The organism is Isoptericola jiangsuensis (genome assembly GCF_048320105.1).
Taxonomy (GTDB): Bacteria; Actinomycetota; Actinomycetes; order Actinomycetales; family Cellulomonadaceae; genus Isoptericola; species Isoptericola jiangsuensis_A.
The window spans coordinates 3343862-3361729 of sequence record NZ_CP182942.1; the positions used below are offsets into that span (position 1 = coordinate 3343862).

The 17868-nt window shown below is 73.8% G+C and carries 12 protein-coding genes and 1 pseudogene; 8 read left to right on the forward strand and 5 right to left on the reverse strand.

The genetic code is table 11. The features are described from left to right. Nucleotide 1: 1 nt before the first annotated feature. From ACNHYB_RS15285 to ACNHYB_RS15305, 5 genes and pseudogenes are all read right to left on the reverse strand, one after another. Nucleotides 2-1372 carry a DUF58 domain-containing protein gene (locus ACNHYB_RS15285; RefSeq protein WP_418276210.1) on the reverse strand — a complete coding sequence of 457 codons (1371 nt, stop codon included), beginning with the start codon at nt 1370-1372 and terminating at the stop codon, nt 2-4. A 1-nt stretch (nt 1373) separates the two neighbouring features. Beyond that, nucleotides 1374-2320: pseudogene (locus tag ACNHYB_RS15290) on the reverse strand (AAA family ATPase). 149 nt (nt 2321-2469) lie between these two features. Further along, nucleotides 2470-3675: a DUF4350 domain-containing protein gene (locus ACNHYB_RS15295; protein WP_418276212.1), complete on the reverse strand. Its 1206-nt coding sequence runs from the start codon at nt 3673-3675 to the stop codon at nt 2470-2472. Next, entirely contained in the window at nt 3672-4325 is a 654-nt protein-coding gene (locus ACNHYB_RS15300) for a DUF4129 domain-containing protein (RefSeq protein ID WP_418276214.1), read from the reverse strand. The genes ACNHYB_RS15295 and ACNHYB_RS15300 overlap by 4 nt, the downstream gene beginning before the upstream one ends. After that, nucleotides 4322-5539, reverse strand: coding sequence for a hypothetical protein (locus ACNHYB_RS15305; protein ID WP_418276215.1), 1218 nt, complete (start codon nt 5537-5539; stop codon nt 4322-4324). Before ACNHYB_RS15305 ends, ACNHYB_RS15300 begins: the two co-directional genes overlap by 4 nt. 126 nt (nt 5540-5665) lie before the next feature. Between ACNHYB_RS15305 and mtrA the strand changes: the two genes are divergently transcribed. The 8 genes from mtrA (at nt 5666) to secA (ending at nt 17866) form a co-directional block, all read left to right on the forward strand. Next, on the forward strand, nt 5666-6346 hold the full coding sequence (gene mtrA, locus ACNHYB_RS15310) for an MtrAB system response regulator MtrA (protein WP_418276217.1): 681 nt from the start codon (nt 5666-5668) through the stop codon (nt 6344-6346). Next, nucleotides 6333-8105 carry an MtrAB system histidine kinase MtrB gene (gene mtrB, locus ACNHYB_RS15315; protein WP_418276218.1) on the forward strand — a complete coding sequence of 591 codons (1773 nt, stop codon included), beginning with the start codon at nt 6333-6335 and terminating at the stop codon, nt 8103-8105. The genes mtrA and mtrB overlap by 14 nt, the downstream gene beginning before the upstream one ends. Beyond that, the gene (locus ACNHYB_RS15320) at nt 8102-9880 is read left to right on the forward strand and encodes an LpqB family beta-propeller domain-containing protein (protein WP_418276219.1); all 1779 of its coding nucleotides are present in this window, start codon (nt 8102-8104) and stop codon (nt 9878-9880) included. The genes mtrB and ACNHYB_RS15320 overlap by 4 nt, the downstream gene beginning before the upstream one ends. 90 nt (nt 9881-9970) lie before the next feature. Continuing rightward, nucleotides 9971-10831 (forward strand): ComF family protein, encoded by an 861-nt coding sequence (locus ACNHYB_RS15325; protein ID WP_418276221.1) that lies wholly within the window; start codon nt 9971-9973, stop codon nt 10829-10831. 175 nt (nt 10832-11006) lie between these two features. Then, the gene (gene hpf, locus ACNHYB_RS15330) at nt 11007-11663 is read left to right on the forward strand and encodes a ribosome hibernation-promoting factor, HPF/YfiA family (protein WP_418276222.1); all 657 of its coding nucleotides are present in this window, start codon (nt 11007-11009) and stop codon (nt 11661-11663) included. A 149-nt stretch (nt 11664-11812) separates the two neighbouring features. Then, on the forward strand, nt 11813-13036 hold the full coding sequence (locus ACNHYB_RS15335) for a winged helix-turn-helix domain-containing protein (protein ID WP_418276224.1): 1224 nt from the start codon (nt 11813-11815) through the stop codon (nt 13034-13036). 86 nt (nt 13037-13122) lie between these two features. After that, complete coding sequence (locus tag ACNHYB_RS15340; protein WP_418276225.1) at nt 13123-14706, forward strand: cation:proton antiporter; 1584 nt, start codon at nt 13123-13125, stop codon at nt 14704-14706. Nucleotides 14707-14893: 187 nt separating this feature from the next. Then, nucleotides 14894-17866 (forward strand): preprotein translocase subunit SecA, encoded by a 2973-nt coding sequence (gene secA, locus ACNHYB_RS15345; RefSeq protein ID WP_418276227.1) that lies wholly within the window; start codon nt 14894-14896, stop codon nt 17864-17866. Nucleotides 17867-17868 lie beyond the last annotated feature (2 nt).

The window sequence follows — 17868 nt, forward strand, 5'->3', positions numbered from 1 at the left end:
CTCAGAGCCGGCCGGCCGCCTTGAGCGCCAGGTAGGTGTCCGCCAGGCGTGGTGCCAGGTCCGCGGGGAGCGCCTCGACCACCTCGGCGCCGTGCTGGCGCAGCACCGCCGCCACGGCGGAGCGCTCCAGGTCGACGCGCGCCGCCGCCGCCGCGTCGTAGACCTCCTCGACCGTCTCCCGACCGGCCCGCAGCGTGGCGATCTCGGCGTCGGACACCGCCGCGACGACGACCTGGTGGTGGGCGGTGAGCTGGTCCACCACGGGCAGCAGCCCGGTCTCCACGGCTGCGGGGTCCAGGGACGTCAGCAGCACGACGAGGGCGCGCTGGGACACCCGGGAGCGGACCTGGGCCACGAGCCCGTGCCAGTCCGTCTCCAGCAGCACCGGCTCGACGCCGGCGAGCGCGTCCGCCATCGCGGGGAGCAGCCGAGGCCCCGAGGCTCCGGCGACCCGGGCCCGCAGCGTGCGGTCGTACGCGAGGACCTGGACGCGGTCTCCCGCGCGGTCCGCCAGGGCGCCGAGCAGCAGCATCGCCTCCACGCTCGCCTCGAGCCGGGTGCCACCGGTGTTGAGCGAGCCGTCCAGCGTCGTGCCGATCCGGGCGGCCGACGTGCGTCCCGTGTCGAGGACGACGACGACGCGCCGGTCCCGCTCGGGCCGCCAGGTCCGCACGACGACGTCGCCCCGGCGTGCGGTCGCGCGCCAGTCGATGGACCGGACGTCGTCGCCGACCACGTACTCCCGCAGCGAGTCGAACTCGGTGCCCTCACCGCGCACCTGCACCGCGGCCCGGCCGTCCATCTCGCGCAGCCGGGCGAGCCGGCTCGGCAGGTGGCGACGGGAGGCGAACTCCGGCAGCACGCGGATCCGGCCGCCCACGGGGATCGCCGCCTGCCGGCCGGCGACCCGCAGCGGACCCAGCGTCCGTACGGTGACGGGGCCGGCGTTCCGGTCGCCCCGGCGGGTGGGCAGCAGCGGGGTCCGCAGCCGCACCGACTCCCCGGCGGGCAGGTCCACGCCGTGGCGGGCGTCGCCCACCACCGTCGTGGGGTCCGTGTGGGAGCGCAGCGTGCCGTCGGTCCGTTCCGCGGCGAGCGACGGGGGCCACGCGTCGCGCACGAGCCCGCGCAGCCGCCGGCCGGCACTGTTGGTCACCACCAGCTCCGAGCGGGCGGGCGTGCCGAGGCGGACCGACGTCGGCACCGACCGGCTCAGGGTGACGCGCCGCGGCGAGGCGGCCAGGACGACGTCGAGCACGCAGCAGACCAGCACGAGGACCGCCCAGAGCAGGACCGTGCCCGGGACGGGCCACAGCACCACCGGGACGACGCCGAGCGCGGCGAGGACCACCGCGCGCCAGGTCAGGACCATCTCAGCGGGGGACCGGCACGGCGGCCAGCACGGTGCCCAGGACGGACTCGGCGGTGACCCCCTCCAGCTCGGCCTCGGGTCGCAGCTGGACGCGGTGGCGCAGCGTCGGGTAGGCGAGCGCCTTGACGTCGTCCGGCGTCACGTACAGCCGCCCGGACAGCCACGCCCACGCGCGGGAGGCGGCCAGCAGCGCGGTCGCCCCTCGGGGGAGACGCCGAGCTGCAGCGAGGGGGACTGCCGCGTCGCGCGGCAGAGGTCGACCGCGTAGCCGAGGACCTCGGGAGCCACCTCGACCTGACGGACCTCGTGGCGGGCGGCGGCCAGCGTGGCGGCGTCGGCCACGGGGCGCACCCCCGCGGCGGCCAGGTCGCGCGGGTCGAATCCCGACGCGTGCCGTGCCAGGACCTCGACCTCCGCGTCCCGCTCCGGCAGGGGCAGGAGCACCTTGAGCAGGAACCGGTCGAGCTGCGCCTCGGGCAGGGGGTAGGTGCCCTCGTGCTCCACGGGGTTCTGCGTCGCGATGACGAGGAACGGTGCGGGCAGGGGGCGGGCCTCGCCGTCGACCGAGACCTGACGCTCCTCCATCGACTCCAGCAGGGAGGCCTGCGTCTTGGGCGGCGTGCGGTTGATCTCGTCCGCGAGCAGCAGGTTGGTGAACACCGGGCCGGGACGGAACGAGAACTCGGCGCTGCGCGCGTCGTACACCAGCGACCCGGTCACGTCGCCGGGCATCAGGTCGGGAGTGAACTGCACGCGCTTGAAGTCGAGGTCCAGCGCCGCGGCCAGGGTGCGGACCAGGAGCGTCTTGGCCACGCCCGGCACGCCCTCGAGCAGCACGTGCCCGGAGCAGAGCAGGGCGATGAGCAGGCTCGTCACGGCGGAGTCCTGCCCGACGACGGCCTTGCCGACCTCGGTGCGCACGGCCGCCAGGGCGCGACGCAGCTCGATCGAGGGCTCCGGCGCCGGCGCCGGCGCCGCAGCCGGTGCGGGTGCGGGAGCCGGCGCCGATGCCGGTGTCTCCTCGGACGCGGGCGCCGGAGCGGGCTCCGGGGTCGTGGGCTCGGCCGGCGACGCCGGCTGGTTCTCGTCGGGGTGGGTCACGGTCGGTGAACCTCGCTCTCCAGGATGTCGAGTCGACGGGCGAGCTCGCGCAGAGCGACGTCGTCGGCGGGTGGTGGTCCGTACAGGACGTCGGCGACCGCCTGCGGGTCGTGCCCGGTGGCACGGACGACGGCGTCGACGAAGGTCTCGGGGGTGGTCGACCGGGCGAGCCCGAGTCGACGGGCGATGTGTTCCGCCGTCGCGGCGCGCAGCGCGGCAGCGGCGTGCCCGCGCGATCGCGACCGGCGGTAGAGGCGTGCGCGGCCCCGGGTGGACTCGGCGGCGGGGACGACGACGGGCAGGTCCTCGGCGACGAGCGGTCCGACCCGGCGGGCTCGCCACACGGCCGCGACGAGCGCGACGAGCACGCCCAGCCATCCGGCGGCTCCCGCCCAGGGCGGCAGGCTGCCGACACCGATCGCCGGCTCCTCGGCGGACGAGGTCGTGTCGGCGGGATCCTGGACGAACCACACGAGATCCTCGTGCGCGCCGAGCAGGTGCAGCGCGAGCGCCGCGTCGCCCTCCTCGGTGACGGTGTCGTTGCGCAGGAAGGTCGTGTCGTCGACCGCGACGACGGAGCGTCCGCCCGCGGTCAGCGCGGCGAGCGCAGCGTACCCGTCGCCGTCGTGCCAGCACGTCGTGGCGTCCGGTCCCAGCGCCTCCAGACCCGGGGCCAGGAGCATCGTGCCCGCGGCGGTGGCGGCGGGCAGGTCGCAGCGCGGTTCGACGGCGACGGCAGGCGGTGTCGCCGTCCAGGTGCCCAGACCGACCTGGTCCTCGGAGACGGCGCGGAGCAGCTCGTCGCCGGCACCGGCGAGGACGACGTCGCCCGGTGTGGCGGCGAGCGCGTCGGCCTGCTCGGGCAGCAGGAAGGACGCCGGGACGACGAGCAGGGTCGTCCCCGGACCGGCGGCGGCGACCGCCTCGGCGGTCGTGGTGACGTGGTGGACCTGCACGCCCTGGTCCGCCAGCACGGCTGCCAGGGCGCCGGAGCCCTCCGGCCGCGTGCTCCCCGGGTCGAGCGGCCCGGACGATCCCGCAGGCCGCATCACGGCCAGCGCGCCGATGGCCAGGGCGAGGGCGACCAGGCCGATCAGCCACCACCGCAGCAGCCGCCACCGCCGTCCCGCCCGGTCGGCGAGGGTGGTGCCGTCGCCCGACGTCGGCGCGGACGTCCAGGTCCCGGTGGCCGGGGCGCTCATGCGGTGCCCGCCGTCGCGGGTGCCGTGGGCCGGGTGGAGGCGACCTGGTCGTCCAGGGCGCGCAGCGCGGCGTCGTCCTCGGGACCGGCGGGCAGATGGCCGTAGCAGACCCCGTCGAAGGTCCGCGCCGACTCGGTGAGGGCGCCGGCGAGCCCGGGCAGGCGCAGGCCTGCGTCGTCGGCGGCCTCGCGGGCGGTGCGGCCGGGGCGGTCGTCGAGCACGGCCCGTTCCTCGAGCGAGCGCACCACGGCGCGGAAGCGTTCGACGACGGCGAGCGCCCAGTCCCCGGCCCGGGCCGCGTCGTCGGCCGCCGCGCGCATCTCGGCGGCGGTGCGCGGGTCGTCGTCGTGCACGACGACGGAGCCGGCAGCGCCGCGTCGGCGGAGCCGGACCGGGCCCGTCAGCCACCAGGCGAGGGCGACGACGACCACGACGGCGACGACGATGACGACGAGGAGGGGTGTCGTGTTCACGGTGACGTCGCTCAGCCCGTCCAGCAGGTCGCCGATCCAGCGCAGGAGACGCAGGAGGAGGGACTCGTCGGTGGAGTACTCCGGCCGGGACAGCTCCTGGACGAGCCAGTCGCGTGCCGTGTCACGGTCCGGTTCGACCGGCACGTCCAGCAGGACCGCGCCGTGGACGGACGTCACCACTGGGGCCCGACGGTGGTCGGGGGCTGCGGTGCGGGGCCGGCGCCGGGGCCGGCCCCGGCGCCGGGTGCGGCCGCGCGGGCTGCGGCCTCGGCCAGGCGGACGTCCAGGCCCTCGCGTCGCATGCGCACGTCGGTGTAGACGAGGGCGACGACGCCGGAGACGAACACGAGCTGGACGAGGACCGCGATGATCGAGGCCAGCATCGACATGACGACCACGCCCCAGCCGATGGCGCCGCGGTCGATCGCGAGCCCGACGAAGCTCAGGGGATAGGCGACGATCTGACCGGCGACGGAGGCGATGATCCCCGCCAGCAGCGTGGTGCCGAGCACGCGCCAGAAGTTCCCCCGGGTCAGTCGCCAGGCGCGCGCGATCGTCGACCCCAGGCCCTTCTTCTCCAGGGCGAGCGCCGGGGTGACGAGCAGCGTGCGCACGATGATCCAGCCCGCCAGGACGGCGCAGCCGAGGAACCCGACGATCGCGACGAGGATCGACAGGCCCACGGACCCGGTCCCCTGGACGACACCCGCGATGAGCAGCAGCCACCCCGCGGCCAGCACGAACGTCCCGACGGCGACGGCCAGCGACCGCAGCAGCATCCACGCCACGAGCACCCAGACCCGGGGGCGGAGCCGGGACCAGACCTCACGCGGCGCGAGCTTGCGGCCGATGACCGACTGGCTCACCGAGACGGTGACGATGCCCTCGCAGATCGGCTGGGCGACGAGCAGGGTGAGGCTCAGCGTGGCCGACACGGCGAAGAGCTGGGCGATGATGCCGGCGTCGGAGCCGTAGACGTCCGAGACGAGCGGGTCGGCGGTCAGCAGGTCGCTGATGAAGGGGGTGAGCAGCGGCACCACGAACTGGGCGAGGACCGTCGCGAGCACGGTGGTCACGGCGACGACGACGGTCACCAGCCCGAGCATGACGCGAGGGTTGTGTCGCACGGAGGTGAAGGCGCCGTCGTAGATCTCGCCGAGGGACAGCGGTCGCAGGGGGACCACGCCCGGCTTCTGCGCGCCGGGGCCGTAGGGGTGGGGCGGGTAGGGCCCGGGTGCTCCTGGCTGCTGCGGTGCGCCGGTGGGCTGCCCGTGCTGGCCCGCCCCGTACTGGCCGCCGCCGTACTGGCCGCCGCCGTACTGGCCGTAGGCGGGCGGGCGCGGCGCCTCACCCCAACCGGACGGCGGGGTCGGCTGGTCGGGCGTGCTCATGCGGCCTCCCTGAGGCGCGGACTGACGGGCATGGGACCGCCACGACCCTATAGCCTCCACCGGCCCGTCGGCGCGGCCCGGGCGCGTCCGGGACACCGAGGGCGCGACGGCTGGCAGACTGTGGTCATGAAGTCCCGAGTTCTGGTGGTCGACGACGATACTGCGCTGGCCGAGATGATCGGCATCGTGCTCGAGTCCGAAGGGTTCGAGCCCAGCTTCTGCGCCGACGGTGACGACGCGGTCGGCGCGTTCCGCTCGACCCAGCCCGACCTCGTCCTGCTCGACCTCATGCTGCCCGGCAAGGACGGCATCGAGATCGCCCGGGAGATCCGGGGGGAGTCGGGCGTCCCCATCATCATGCTCACCGCCAAGACGGACACCGTGGACGTGGTGCTGGGGCTCGAGTCCGGCGCCGACGACTACATGACCAAGCCGTTCAAGCCCAAGGAGCTCGTCGCCCGCGTGCGCGCCCGGTTGCGCCGTACCGACGAGCCCGGCCCGGAACGCCTCAAGATCGGCGACGTGGAGATCGACGTGACGGGTCACGCCGTCACCCGCGACGGCGAACGCATCAGTCTGACGCCGCTGGAGTTCGACCTGCTGGTGGAGCTCGCCCGCAAGCCGTGGCAGGTGTTCACCCGGGAGGTCCTGCTCGAGAAGGTCTGGGGCTACCGGCACAGTGCCGACACCCGCCTGGTGAACGTCCACGTGCAGCGCCTGCGGTCCAAGATCGAGAAGGACCCGGAGAGCCCCGAGGTCGTCCAGACGGTACGCGGCGTCGGATACAAGGCCGGTGCCCCCCGCTGAGCCGGACGCGTCGGGGCGCGCTCCGGCGACGCCGCCGACGGCGTCCGCCCGGTGGGGTCAGACGCTCGGCGGGCTGACCGAGACGCTCGCGACGTGGTTCCGCTCGCTCGCGCGGCGCTGGCGCTCCTCCATGCAGGTGCGCGTGGTCACCACCGCGCTGGCTCTGGGCTTCGTCGCCGTCGCGGTGCTGGGCGTCTACCTCTCGTACTCGATCCGGGACGGGCTGTTCGAGCAGCGCGTCGACCAGATCGAGACGGAGAACGCCGCCCTCACCCAGCAGGTGCGCACCACGCTCGCCGGCTCGGCGGCCACGAGCCCCGGAGACCAGCAGTCGCTGCTGCGCGACGTCATCCTCAACCTCAGCACCGTCGGGTCGAGCGCCCAGGACTACTTCCTGCGGCAGGCGCCCGGGCAGAGCCTGACGCTCGTGGACCCGGCGTCCAGCCGCACGCTGTCGGTGGACGACGTCGTGACGCCCGAGCTGCGGGCCGCGACGCTCGCGACGGACGGTCAGGTCCTGCAGTCGGTGCTGGTGCCCGGTGACTCGACGGAGTCGGGGCAGGACGAGCCCGGCGTGGTGGTCGCCTCGACGGTGGAGGTGCCGTCGGCCGGCACGTTCGAGCTGTACTCGCTGTACTCGTTGGCGTCGCAGCAGGAGACGCTCCGGTTCGTCCAGCGCACCCTGCTGCTCGGCGCGCTCGCGATCCTGGCGATGCTGGGCGGTCTCACCTGGATCTTCACCCGGCAGACGGTGGTGCCGGTGCGTCGGGCGGCGACCGCCGCCGCACGACTGGGGGAGGGGCGTCTCGACGTGCGCGTGCCCGGTTCGCGCGGCGCGGACGAGATGGCCACGCTCGCCCGGACGTTCAACGAAATGGCGGCCAGCCTGGAGCTCCAGATCGCGCGGATGGAGGAGCTGTCCGCCGCGCAGCGACGGTTCGTCTCCGACGTGTCGCACGAGCTGCGCACCCCGTTGACGACGATCCGCATGGCCGCGGAGGTCATCCACGGCTCCCGCGACGACCTGCCGCCCGCGCCCCGACGGTCCGCGGAGCTGATGCAGACCCAGCTGGACCGGTTCGAGGACCTGCTCACCGACCTGCTGGAGATCAGCCGGTTCGACGCCGGCGCGGCCGTGCTCGACGTCGAGCCGCGCGACGTGCGCGACGTCGTGACGGCCGTCGTGGATACCGCCGCGCCGTTGGCGGAACGCAAGGAGATCTTCCTGTCCGTGTCGATGCCGGACCACCGGGTCGAGGCGGACATCGACCCGCGGCGCGTGGAGCGGGTGCTGCGCAACCTCGTGGTCAACGCGATCGAGCACGCCGAGGGCAAGCCGGTGGAGGTCACCGTCGACGGGGACGACCGGGCGGTCGCGGTGGTCGTGCGCGACCACGGGGTGGGTCTGACGCCGGACGAGATGAACCACGTCTTCGACCGGTTCTGGCGGGCCGACCCGGCGCGGGCCCGCACCACCGGTGGCACCGGTCTGGGTCTGGCGATCTCGCAGGAGGACGCGCGGCTGCACGCCGGGCGGCTCGAGGTCTGGGGCAGGCCCGGAGCCGGCGCGAGCTTCCGCCTGACGCTGCCCCGCCGGGCGGGCATCGTCGTCGAGGCGTCCCCGCTGCCCCTGGAGGGACCGTCGCGCGCCGGTGGGCACCACGTGCCCACGGGGCAGGTCCCCGTCGTCAACCCGCCGACGGGTCCGACGCCGTCGGCGATCCCCGACCTGTCCTCGACCCAGGAGGAGCTGTCGTGAGCACCACCGACCGACCGACCTCCCGCGCCGCGCGTCCCCGCGACCCGGGGCACGGCCGTCCGGGGCGCGGGGCGGGTGCCGCGCTGGCCTGCCTGGTGGTGGCCCTGTCGACGTCGTGCGCCAGCATGCCGACGTCGGGCCCGGTCATGGACGGCGACGCCGAGGTGAGCACCGCCGTCGAGGTGGGCTTCAACGTCCAGGGCCCGGCGGCGGACGCCGAGCCCGAGCAGCTCGTCAGCGGCTTCGTGTCCGTGGCGCAGCTCGGTCCGGCCTCGGTGAGCACCGCGAACGTGGCCCGGGAGTACGTGCAGCCGGACACCTGGTCGCAGTGGGACCGGTACGCGCGGGTGCTGGTGCTCGCGCAGTACCCCGAGTGGGTGGTGCCGGAGGTCGACGACAGCACCACCACGACCACGGTCAGCGGCCGCGCGGAGGTGGTGGCGACCCTCGACGAGGGGGGCGTCTACACCGAGCTCGCCGAGCCCAGCGAGGTCGACGTGTCCTACGACCTCGCACGCGACACCGACGGACAGTGGCGGATCTCCGGGATGGACGACGGCATGCTCGTGCTGGCGAACTTCCTCAGCGACGCGTTCCACCGCACCACGCTGTACTACCCCACCCCGGACTTCGACTGGTGGGTGCCGGACGTGCGCTGGTTCCCGTCGCAGTCGTGGCGCACCGAGGCGACCCGCGAGCTGCTGTCCGGGCCGCCGGAAGCCCTGGCGCAGTCCGCGGTGTCCGTGGTCCCGGACGGCACGACGCTCGCGATCGACGCGGTGACCGTGGACGCCGAGGGTGTCATCGAGGTCCCGGTGACGTCCGCGATCACCGGGGCGACCGCGGACGAGCGCGCGATGTTCGTCGCCCAGCTCGAGGAGACGCTGCGGGACGGCGAGGGGCGCAGCGTCACGCTGTCGGACGGCACCTCGCCGCTCGCGGTGACCCCGGCGTCGGAGCCGTCCCGGCCGCTCACCGTGGGCGACGCGGTCGCCGTCCTGGGGCCTCAGGACGGGCAGACCGAGCCGGTCCTGCGCCGCGTGGTCGGGCGCGAGCTGACCGACACGCCGGAGCCGGTGGACCTCGCGGGCCTGGACCCGACGGCGGTCGCGACGGGTCCGGACGACTCCTCGACGGTCGTGGTGCGCGACGGCGCGGACCGGCTCGTGCGGGTGTCCGCGGACGCCCGGTCGGAGCTGCTGCGCGGGCAGGACGTGCTGGCCCCGTCGGTCGACCGGTTCGGCGCGGTCTGGACGGCCGTGGACGACGCCCTGTGGGCCGTCCTGGACGACGGGACGCAGGTCGAGGTCCCGGCGGACTGGGTGGGTGAGCAGCGGTTGCTGTCGCTGCGGGTGTCGCCGGAGGCGACGAGGGTCGCCGTGGTCCTGGACGGCGCCGACGGCGCCGAGGTGTGGGTGGCCGGGATCGAGCGGGACGCGGCCGACGTCCCGACCGGCCTGTCCGAGCCGTTGCGGGTCGGCGGCACGGTCGCCTCGGTGACGTCGGCGGACTGGTACGAGGAGTCCGCGCTGCTGCTGCTCGGGCGGGACGTCGACGGCGCCCGTGCGGTCTTCCTGGCCGGCGTCGGCGGGCTGCCCGGCACCGGGGCGTCACGCCTCTTCACCTCGCCGTCGTCCCCGACGGCCGTGGCGGCGGGCGTCGGCGCACGGCCGCCCATGATCATCGGTGAGGACGGGCTGCTGCAGGTGCGGCAGAGTGCGGCGCTCTGGCCGTCGGTCGCCGAGGGCGTGCTCGCGGTCGCCTACCCGGGCTGAGCGCCCCTGACGCCCGCCCACATCCCGGTCCTCTCCACAGGCGGGCGGTCGGGACGGGCGGGCGGTGCCGCCCGCAGGCACGCTGACCGGGTGCTCACCGACCTCGCACGCCTCGTCGTGCCCGTCGCCTGCCCCGGCTGCCGTCTGCCGGACGTGCGCTGGTGCGCCCCGTGCGCCGCCGCCGTCCTGGGACGACCTCGCCGCGTCGAGCAGCACGCCGGGCGGCTCGACCTGCTCGACGGCGTCGCTCCGCTGCCGACGTGGGCCGCCACCGCGTACGTCGCGGGCGTGCGCGACGTCGTCGTGGCCTGGAAGGACCGCGGGCGGGTCGACCTCGACCCGTTGCTCGTGGCCGCCGTGCAGGGCGCTGCGCGGTCGGCGGCCCCGTTGCTCCGCGAAGCGGTCCGTGCCCCGGTCCGTGCCCCGGACCGTGGCCCGGCGCGGGGCCCGGCGCAGGGCTCGGCGCGGGGCCCGGGGGACGGCCCGGTGGTGCGCGGCTCCGTGGTCGTGGTGCCCGTCCCGTCCACCGGTGCGGCGGCGCGACGACGCGGTCGCGATCCCGTGCGCGTCCTGGCCCGGGGCGTCGCCGGCGGGCTCGTCGCCGCCGGGGTGCGGGCCGAGGTGGGCGCGATGCTGCGACGACGCGGGGCCGCGCGGGACCAGGTGGGTCTGGGCGCGCGCGCCCGAGGGCGCAACCTCGACGCCGCGATCGCGGTGCGCCGGCGGTGCCTCGAGGCGGCGGGGCGCCGTCGGGCGGTCGTCCTGGTCGACGACGTGCTGACCACCGGCGCCACGCTCGCCGCCGCCGAACGTGCCCTGGTGCGGGCCGGCGCGGACGTCCTGGGCGCCGTGGTGCTCGCCGCGACGCCACCGCCGGGGACCCCTCACGAGATCTTCGCAACCGGTGCTGCGCCAGCGGTTCACCGTGCGGACACCTTCGGGCTAGGCTGAGGATCCGACGGCGTCCCGGTCGCTCAGGTGACCAGGGCGGCGCATCCCACGAGCGGGTCGGACGCGCTCCGGCCACCCGGGAGGTGGTGTCAGCACCGGTGCCAGCGATGGTGCCCAGACCCTGCACCCGGCCGCCCGAGGACGTGGCGGCCACCCGAAGAAGTGGAGCTACACGATGGAGATCGCCGTCGTCGGCAGGCACACGGAGGTGACGGACAGGTTCCGTCGTCACGTGGAGGACAAGCTTGCCAAGGTCACCCAGCTCGCACCGAACACGCGCCGCGTGGACGTCGAGGTCACGCACGAGAAGAACCCCAAGCTCGCATCGGTGAGCGAGCGGGTCGAGCTCACCGTCCGGTCCAAGGGGCCCGTCATCCGCGCCGAGGCGGCGGCGGACGACAGGTTCGGAGCCCTGGACCTCGCGATGGACAAGCTCAACGAGCGACTGCGTCGCTCGCGCGACCGACGCAAGGACCACCGTCGCCGGACACCCGACGTCGTGCCCGCCGTCGACGTCCGCTCGTTCGACGACGTGCAGGCCGCGGAGCCGGAACCCGAGCAGGAGGCCACGCTGGCCACGCCGGGGGACGCGGTGGAGCACCAGCTGGGCGACTCGCCCGTGGTGATCCGCCAGAAGCTGCACCGGGGTGAACCGATGACGACGGACGAGGCCGTGGAGCGCATGGAGCTCGTGGGCCACGATTTCTTCCTCTACATCGACAAGGAGTCGGCACGGCCGGCGGCGGTCTACCGGCGACGGGGCTGGACGTACGGCGTGATCGAGCTCGACACGACGTGCAGCGGAGCAGCACCGGTCAGCGACCTGACCTGAGAGACCCGGAGCAGCGTGCCACCTCGCGAGGTGGCACGCTGCTCCGTGCGGTAGCACCCCGGCGCGAGGAAGCGCGGGCCCCCTGACCGGGCCGGAGTCGTGGGCCGGCGCAGGTGGTCGGTGTCGGTGGTCGACGGCAGGGTGGGGACATGCAGACCTTGTCGAAGTCCGCGGCGCGACGGATCGCGCTGCGAGCACAGGGGCTCGACAGGCCCCGGACGCCGTCGCCGGTGACGGCGCGGCGCCTGAGCAGCCTCGTCGAGCGGATCAACCTGCTGCAGATCGACTCCGTGAACGTCCTGGCACGGGCGCACCTGATGCCCGTGTACTCGCGGCTCGGCCCCTACGACGTCACGCTGGTGGACCGTGCGGCCGGCATCGCCCCGCGCAGGATCCTCGAGACGTGGGCGCACGTCGCGTCCTACGTGCCCGCGTCGACGTACCCGCTGCTCGCCTGGCGTCGTCGTGCCTACGCCCGCGAGGCCTGGACCGGGATCGCGGCGGCTGCGGCGGAGCACCGGACCGAGCTCGACCTGGTCCGCCGGATCGTGGCCGACCGGGGGCCCGTCACCGCGACCGAGGTGCACGACGAGCTCGTCGCGGCCGGACGCAGCGCGCCTCGCAGCCGCGAGGAGTGGGGGTGGAACTGGACCACGGCGAAGCGATGCCTCGAGCACCTGTTCTTCACCGGCGAGGTCCTGTCGGCCCGGCGCAACGCCGCGTTCGAACGCTGCTACGACCTGGCCGAACGGGTCCTGCCGCCGGCCGTCCGCGACGCACCGGACGTGCCCGAGCAGGACGCCGTGCGGGCGCTGCTCGAGCTCGGGGCCAGGGCGCACGGGATCGGCACGGCGCGGTGCTTCCGGGACTACTTCCGGCTCCGCGGACCGGTGGCGGCACGCGCCCACGCCGAGCTCGTGGCGGACGGCGTCCTCGTCCCGGTCGCCGTCGACGGATGGCCGGAGGCGACCTGGGTCCACCGTGACGCCGTCGTCCCGCGCCGCGCGGACGCAGCGGTGCTGCTGAGCCCGTTCGACCCGCTCGTGTGGGAGCGCCGCCGGCTGGAGGCGCTCTTCGACGTCCACTACCGCATCGAGATCTACGTGCCGGCACCCAAGCGCCGGCTCGGGTACTACGTCCTGCCGTTCCTGGAGGGCGAGGAGCTCGGCGCGATGGTCGACCTCAAGGCGGACCGGACCGCCGGCGTCCTGCGGGTGATGGCCGCCCATCGCACGCCCTCGACGTCGTCCGGCACCCCCGAGCGGCTGGCCGCGGAGCTGCGCGTCCTGGCCGGGTGGCGCGGCCTGGACGACGTCGAGGTCGTCGGCGGTGACCTGGCCGGGCCGCTCGCCGCCGCCCTGCGCGCGACCTGACGGCACGGCCCGAGACGACGTCCGCGGCCCGGACCTCCCGGGTGGGAAGGGGCGCAGCGACCATAGACTCCGCCTCGGAGGTGGGTATGGACATCGTTGCGCTCTACGTCGGGGTGGCGTTCGTGGCCGGGGTGCTGGCGTCCCTCCTGCGGCTGCCGCCCCTGGTCGGGTTCCTCGCCGCGGGCTTCGCCCTGGGTGCGGCGCACGTCCCCCAGATGCCGGGGCTCGAGGTGCTCGCCGAGATCGGCGTGGCGCTGCTGCTGTTCACCATCGGGCTCAAGCTGGACGTCCGTTCCCTGGTCAAGCCGGAGATCTGGCTGACGACGGCGGTCCACATGGTGATCAGCATCGCCGTGGCGGTGGGCTTCCTGGGGCTCCTCGGCGTCGTGGGTGTCGGCCTGGTGGCGGGCCAGTCGGTCGGCACCCTCGCGCTCGTCGGTCTGGCGCTGTCCTTCTCGTCGACGGTGTTCGTCGTGAAGGTCCTGGAGGACCGTTCCGACGCCACCAGTCTGTACGGACGCATCGCCATCGGCATCCTCGTCGTGCAGGACCTCGTGGCCGTCGTCTTCCTGGCGGTCGCCGAGGGCGACCCGCCGAGCCCGTGGGCCGCTGCGCTGCTCCTGCTGGTGCCGGGCCGCCGGGTCCTGCACGCCCTCTGGGACCGGGTGGGCCACGGTGAGCTGCAGGCACTGTTCGGCGTCGCGGTCGCGCTCGGTCCGGGGTACTACCTGTTCGAGCACGTCGGCCTGCGGGGCGACCTCGGCGCCCTCGTCATGGGGGCCCTGCTGGCCATGCACCCGCGGGCGGGCGAGATGTCGCGCTCCCTGATGACCTTCAAGGAGCTCCTGCTGGTCGGGTTCTTCCTGGAGATCGGCCTGCACGGGACCCCGCAGCTCCAGCACGTGGCCATGGCCGCCGGCCTGCTCCTGCTGATCCCCGTCCAGATGGCCGTGTTCGCCGTGGTGCTGTGGGTGCTGCGGCTGCGGCGCCGCACCGCGTTCCTCAGCGGGCTCGTGCTGGGCAACTTCTCGGAGTTCGGGATCATCGTGGTGGCCGTCGGCGCGGACGCCGGACTGCTCGGCGAGGACTGGGTGGTCGTCGTCGCGCTGGCGGTGGCCGCGAGCTTCGTCATCTCCGCGATCGTCAACCGTCGCGGCGTCGAGCTCGCCTCCCGGCTCTCGCGCCTGCTGCCCGCCAAGGACCCGTCGAGCCTCCACCCGGACGACCGCCTGGTGGACGTCGGGGACGCGGACGCGCTGGTCCTCGGTCTCGGGCGGGTCGGTTCGGCGACCTGCGCCAAGCTGCGCGACGGGTACGGGCTGCGGGTGACCGGCGTCGAGCACGACCCCGCCCGCGTCGAGGCCGCACGCGGCGAGGGGTTCGACGTCGTGCGGGCCGACGCGACGGACGTGGAGTTCTGGGCGCGCGTCAAGCGCGCCGGTCACGTCGAGGTGGCCGTGCTCGCCATGCCGTTCCACAACGCCAACCTCATCGCGCTCTCACGGCTGCAGGACGCCGGCTTCGACGGGCAGGTCGCGGCGATCGCCCGGTACGACGACGACGCGGCCGAGCTGCGGCGGCACGGGGCGCACGCCGTCTTCCACCTGTACGGCGCCGCAGGTGCCGAGCTCGCCGACCGCGCCGCCGAGGTGCTGGCCGGCGGACGCTGAGCACCCGGCGTCCGGCCTGGTCGCGGACCCCGTGTTCGTCCGGCGCGAACCGGTGTCCCCACGGCGTCGGGCGGGGGAATAGGATGACTGACGGTGCGACGGGGACGAGGGCGTGCACGTCCGGCCCTGTCGCCGCCACCGAACGGGCCTGGACGCCTCCGGGCACCACCGACACGGGAGAAGTTGCGTGCCTGCGATCCTCGAGAAGATCCTCCGCATCGGCGAGGGCCGGATCCTCAAGAAGCTCAACGGAATGGCCGAGCAGGTGAACGGGCTCGAGGAGAGCTTCACCGAGCTCAGCGACGCGGAGCTCCAGGAGGAGACGGCCCGGTTCAAGGAGCGCCTCGAGCACGGGGCGACCCTCGACGAGATCCTGCCCGAGGCGTTCGCGACCGTCCGTGAGGCCGCCCGTCGCACGCTCGGGCACCGGCACTTCGACGTCCAGCTCGTCGGTGGCGCCGCTCTCCACCTCGGCAACATCGCCGAGATGAAGACCGGTGAGGGCAAGACGCTCGTCGCCACGACGGCCGCCTACCTCAACGCCCTGTCGGGCAAGGGCGTGCACGTCGTGACCACCAACGACTTCCTCGCCCGCTACCAGGGCGAGCTGATGGGTCGCGTCTACCGCTTCCTCGGGCTGACCACCGGCATCATCGTCTCCGGTCAGAACCCGACCGAGCGTCGTGCGCAGTACGCCTGCGACATCACCTACGGCACGAACAACGAGTTCGGGTTCGACTACCTGCGCGACAACATGGCCTGGTCGCCGGACGACCTGGTCCAGCGGGGCCACAACTTCGCGATCGTGGACGAGGTCGACTCGATCCTCATCGACGAGGCGCGCACCCCGCTCATCATCTCGGGGCCGTCGTCGGGCGACTCGAACCGCTGGTACGTCGAGTTCGCGAAGGTCACCAAGCGACTCACCCGCGACGACGACTACGAGGTCGACGAGAAGAAGCGCACCGTCGGCGTGCTCGAGCCGGGCATCGAGAAGATCGAGGACTACCTCGGCATCGACAACCTGTACGAGTCGCTGAACACCCCGCTGATCGGCTTCCTCAACAACGCGATCAAGGCCAAGGAGCTCTTCAAGCGCGACAAGGACTACGTCGTGCTCAACGGCGAGGTCATGATCGTCGACGAGCACACCGGCCGCATCCTCGCGGGCCGTCGCTACAACGAGGGCATGCACCAGGCCATCGAGGCCAAGGAGGGCGTGCAGATCAAGGCGGAGAACCAGACGCTCGCCACGATCACGCTGCAGAACTACTTCCGCCTCTACGACAAGGTCTCCGGCATGACCGGTACGGCCGAGACCGAGGCCGCCGAGTTCCAGGGCACCTACAAGCTCGGCGTCGTGCCGATCCCCACGAACCGGCCGATGATCCGCATCGACCAGCCGGACCTCGTCTACAAGAACGAGGACGGCAAGTTCGACGCCGTGGTCGCCGACATCGTCGAGCGGCACGCCAAGGGCCAGCCCGTCCTCGTCGGCACGACGAGCGTCGAGAAGTCCGAGCGGCTGTCGGCCCTGCTCAAGAAGGCCGGCGTCCCGCACGACGTCCTCAACGCCAAGGAGCACGAGCGCGAGGCGACGATCGTCGCGCAGGCGGGGCGCAAGGGCGCCGTCACGGTGGCGACGAACATGGCCGGCCGCGGTACCGACATCATGCTCGGCGGCAACGCCGAGTTCACCGCGGTGGCGCAGATGGCGGCCCAGGGCTACGACTCGACGGAGGACCCGGAAGCCTACGAGGCGGCCTGGCCGGCGGTGCTGGAGGCGGCGGAGAAGTCCGTCAAGGCCGAGCACGAGGAGGTCGTGGAGCTCGGTGGCCTGTACGTGCTGGGCACGGAGCGTCACGAGTCCCGCCGCATCGACAACCAGCTCCGGGGTCGTTCCGGTCGTCAGGGCGACCCGGGCGAGTCCCGGTTCTACCTGTCGATGCAGGACGACCTCATGCGGCTCTTCAACTCGGGGCTCGCCGAGTCGATGATGGGCCGGGCCGGGTTCCCCGACGACATGCCGCTCGAGTCGAAGATGGTCACGCGCGGCATCCAGAGCGCGCAGTCCCAGGTCGAGGCGCGCAACTTCGAGATCCGCAAGAACGTCCTGAAGTACGACGACGTGCTGTCGCGCCAGCGCACCGTCATCTACGACGAGCGTCGCCGCGTCCTCGAGGGCGAGGACCTGCAGGAGCAGGTGCAGCACTTCATCACCGACGTGGTGACCGCGTACGTCGAGGGCGCCGCGGACGACGGCACCGCCGAGGGCTGGGACCTCGACGGGCTGTGGACCGCGCTGCGGTCGGTATTCCCCGTCTCGATCACCGTCGACGACGTCGTCGACGAGGCGGGCGGCCGCCACCGGCTCACCAAGGAGATGCTGCTCGAGGAGCTGCTCTCGGACGCGCGCGTGGCGTACACCGCGCGGCAGGACTCGCTCGGCGACGCCGCGATGCGTCAGCTCGAGCGCCGCGTCGTGCTCTCGGTCCTGGACCGCAAGTGGCGCGAGCACCTCTACGAGATGGACTACCTCAAGGAGGGCATCGGCCTGCGGGCGATGGCCCAGCGCGACCCGCTCATCGAGTACCAGCGCGAGGGCTTCCAGCTCTTCCAGGCGATGACGGAGTCCATCAAGGAGGAGTCGATCGGGTACCTGTTCAACCTGGAGGTCCAGGTGCAGACTCCCGACGGCGCCCAGGGTGCCGGGGACGGCGCCCCGGCGATCACGGTCGCCTCGGCCACGGCGACGGCCTCCTCGGCCGCGGCGCGGTCGGTCACGCCGTCAGCGGCTTCGGCTGCCGGCGGGAGCACCGCGTCCGACGCCGCGGAGCCGGCCGTCCCGCAGCCCGCCACGCCGCAGGAGCCCCAGGAGCCGGGTGTCCCCGCGGCGTTCGGCGGGGCCGGCGAGCCGGTCCTCGTGGCCAAGGGCCTCGAGACGCCCAAGCCGCCGCAGAACCTGCAGTACACCGCTCCGTCCGACGACGGGTCGACGACGCGCACGGGTGACACCCGCGCCGCACGTCGCGCGCTGCACGGGGAGGCGACCACGCCCCAGGCCGACGGTCGGACGTTCCCCGGCACCCCGCGCAACGCGCAGTGCCCCTGCGGTTCCGGCAAGAAGTACAAGCTCTGCCACGGGGTCAACGAAGCCTGATC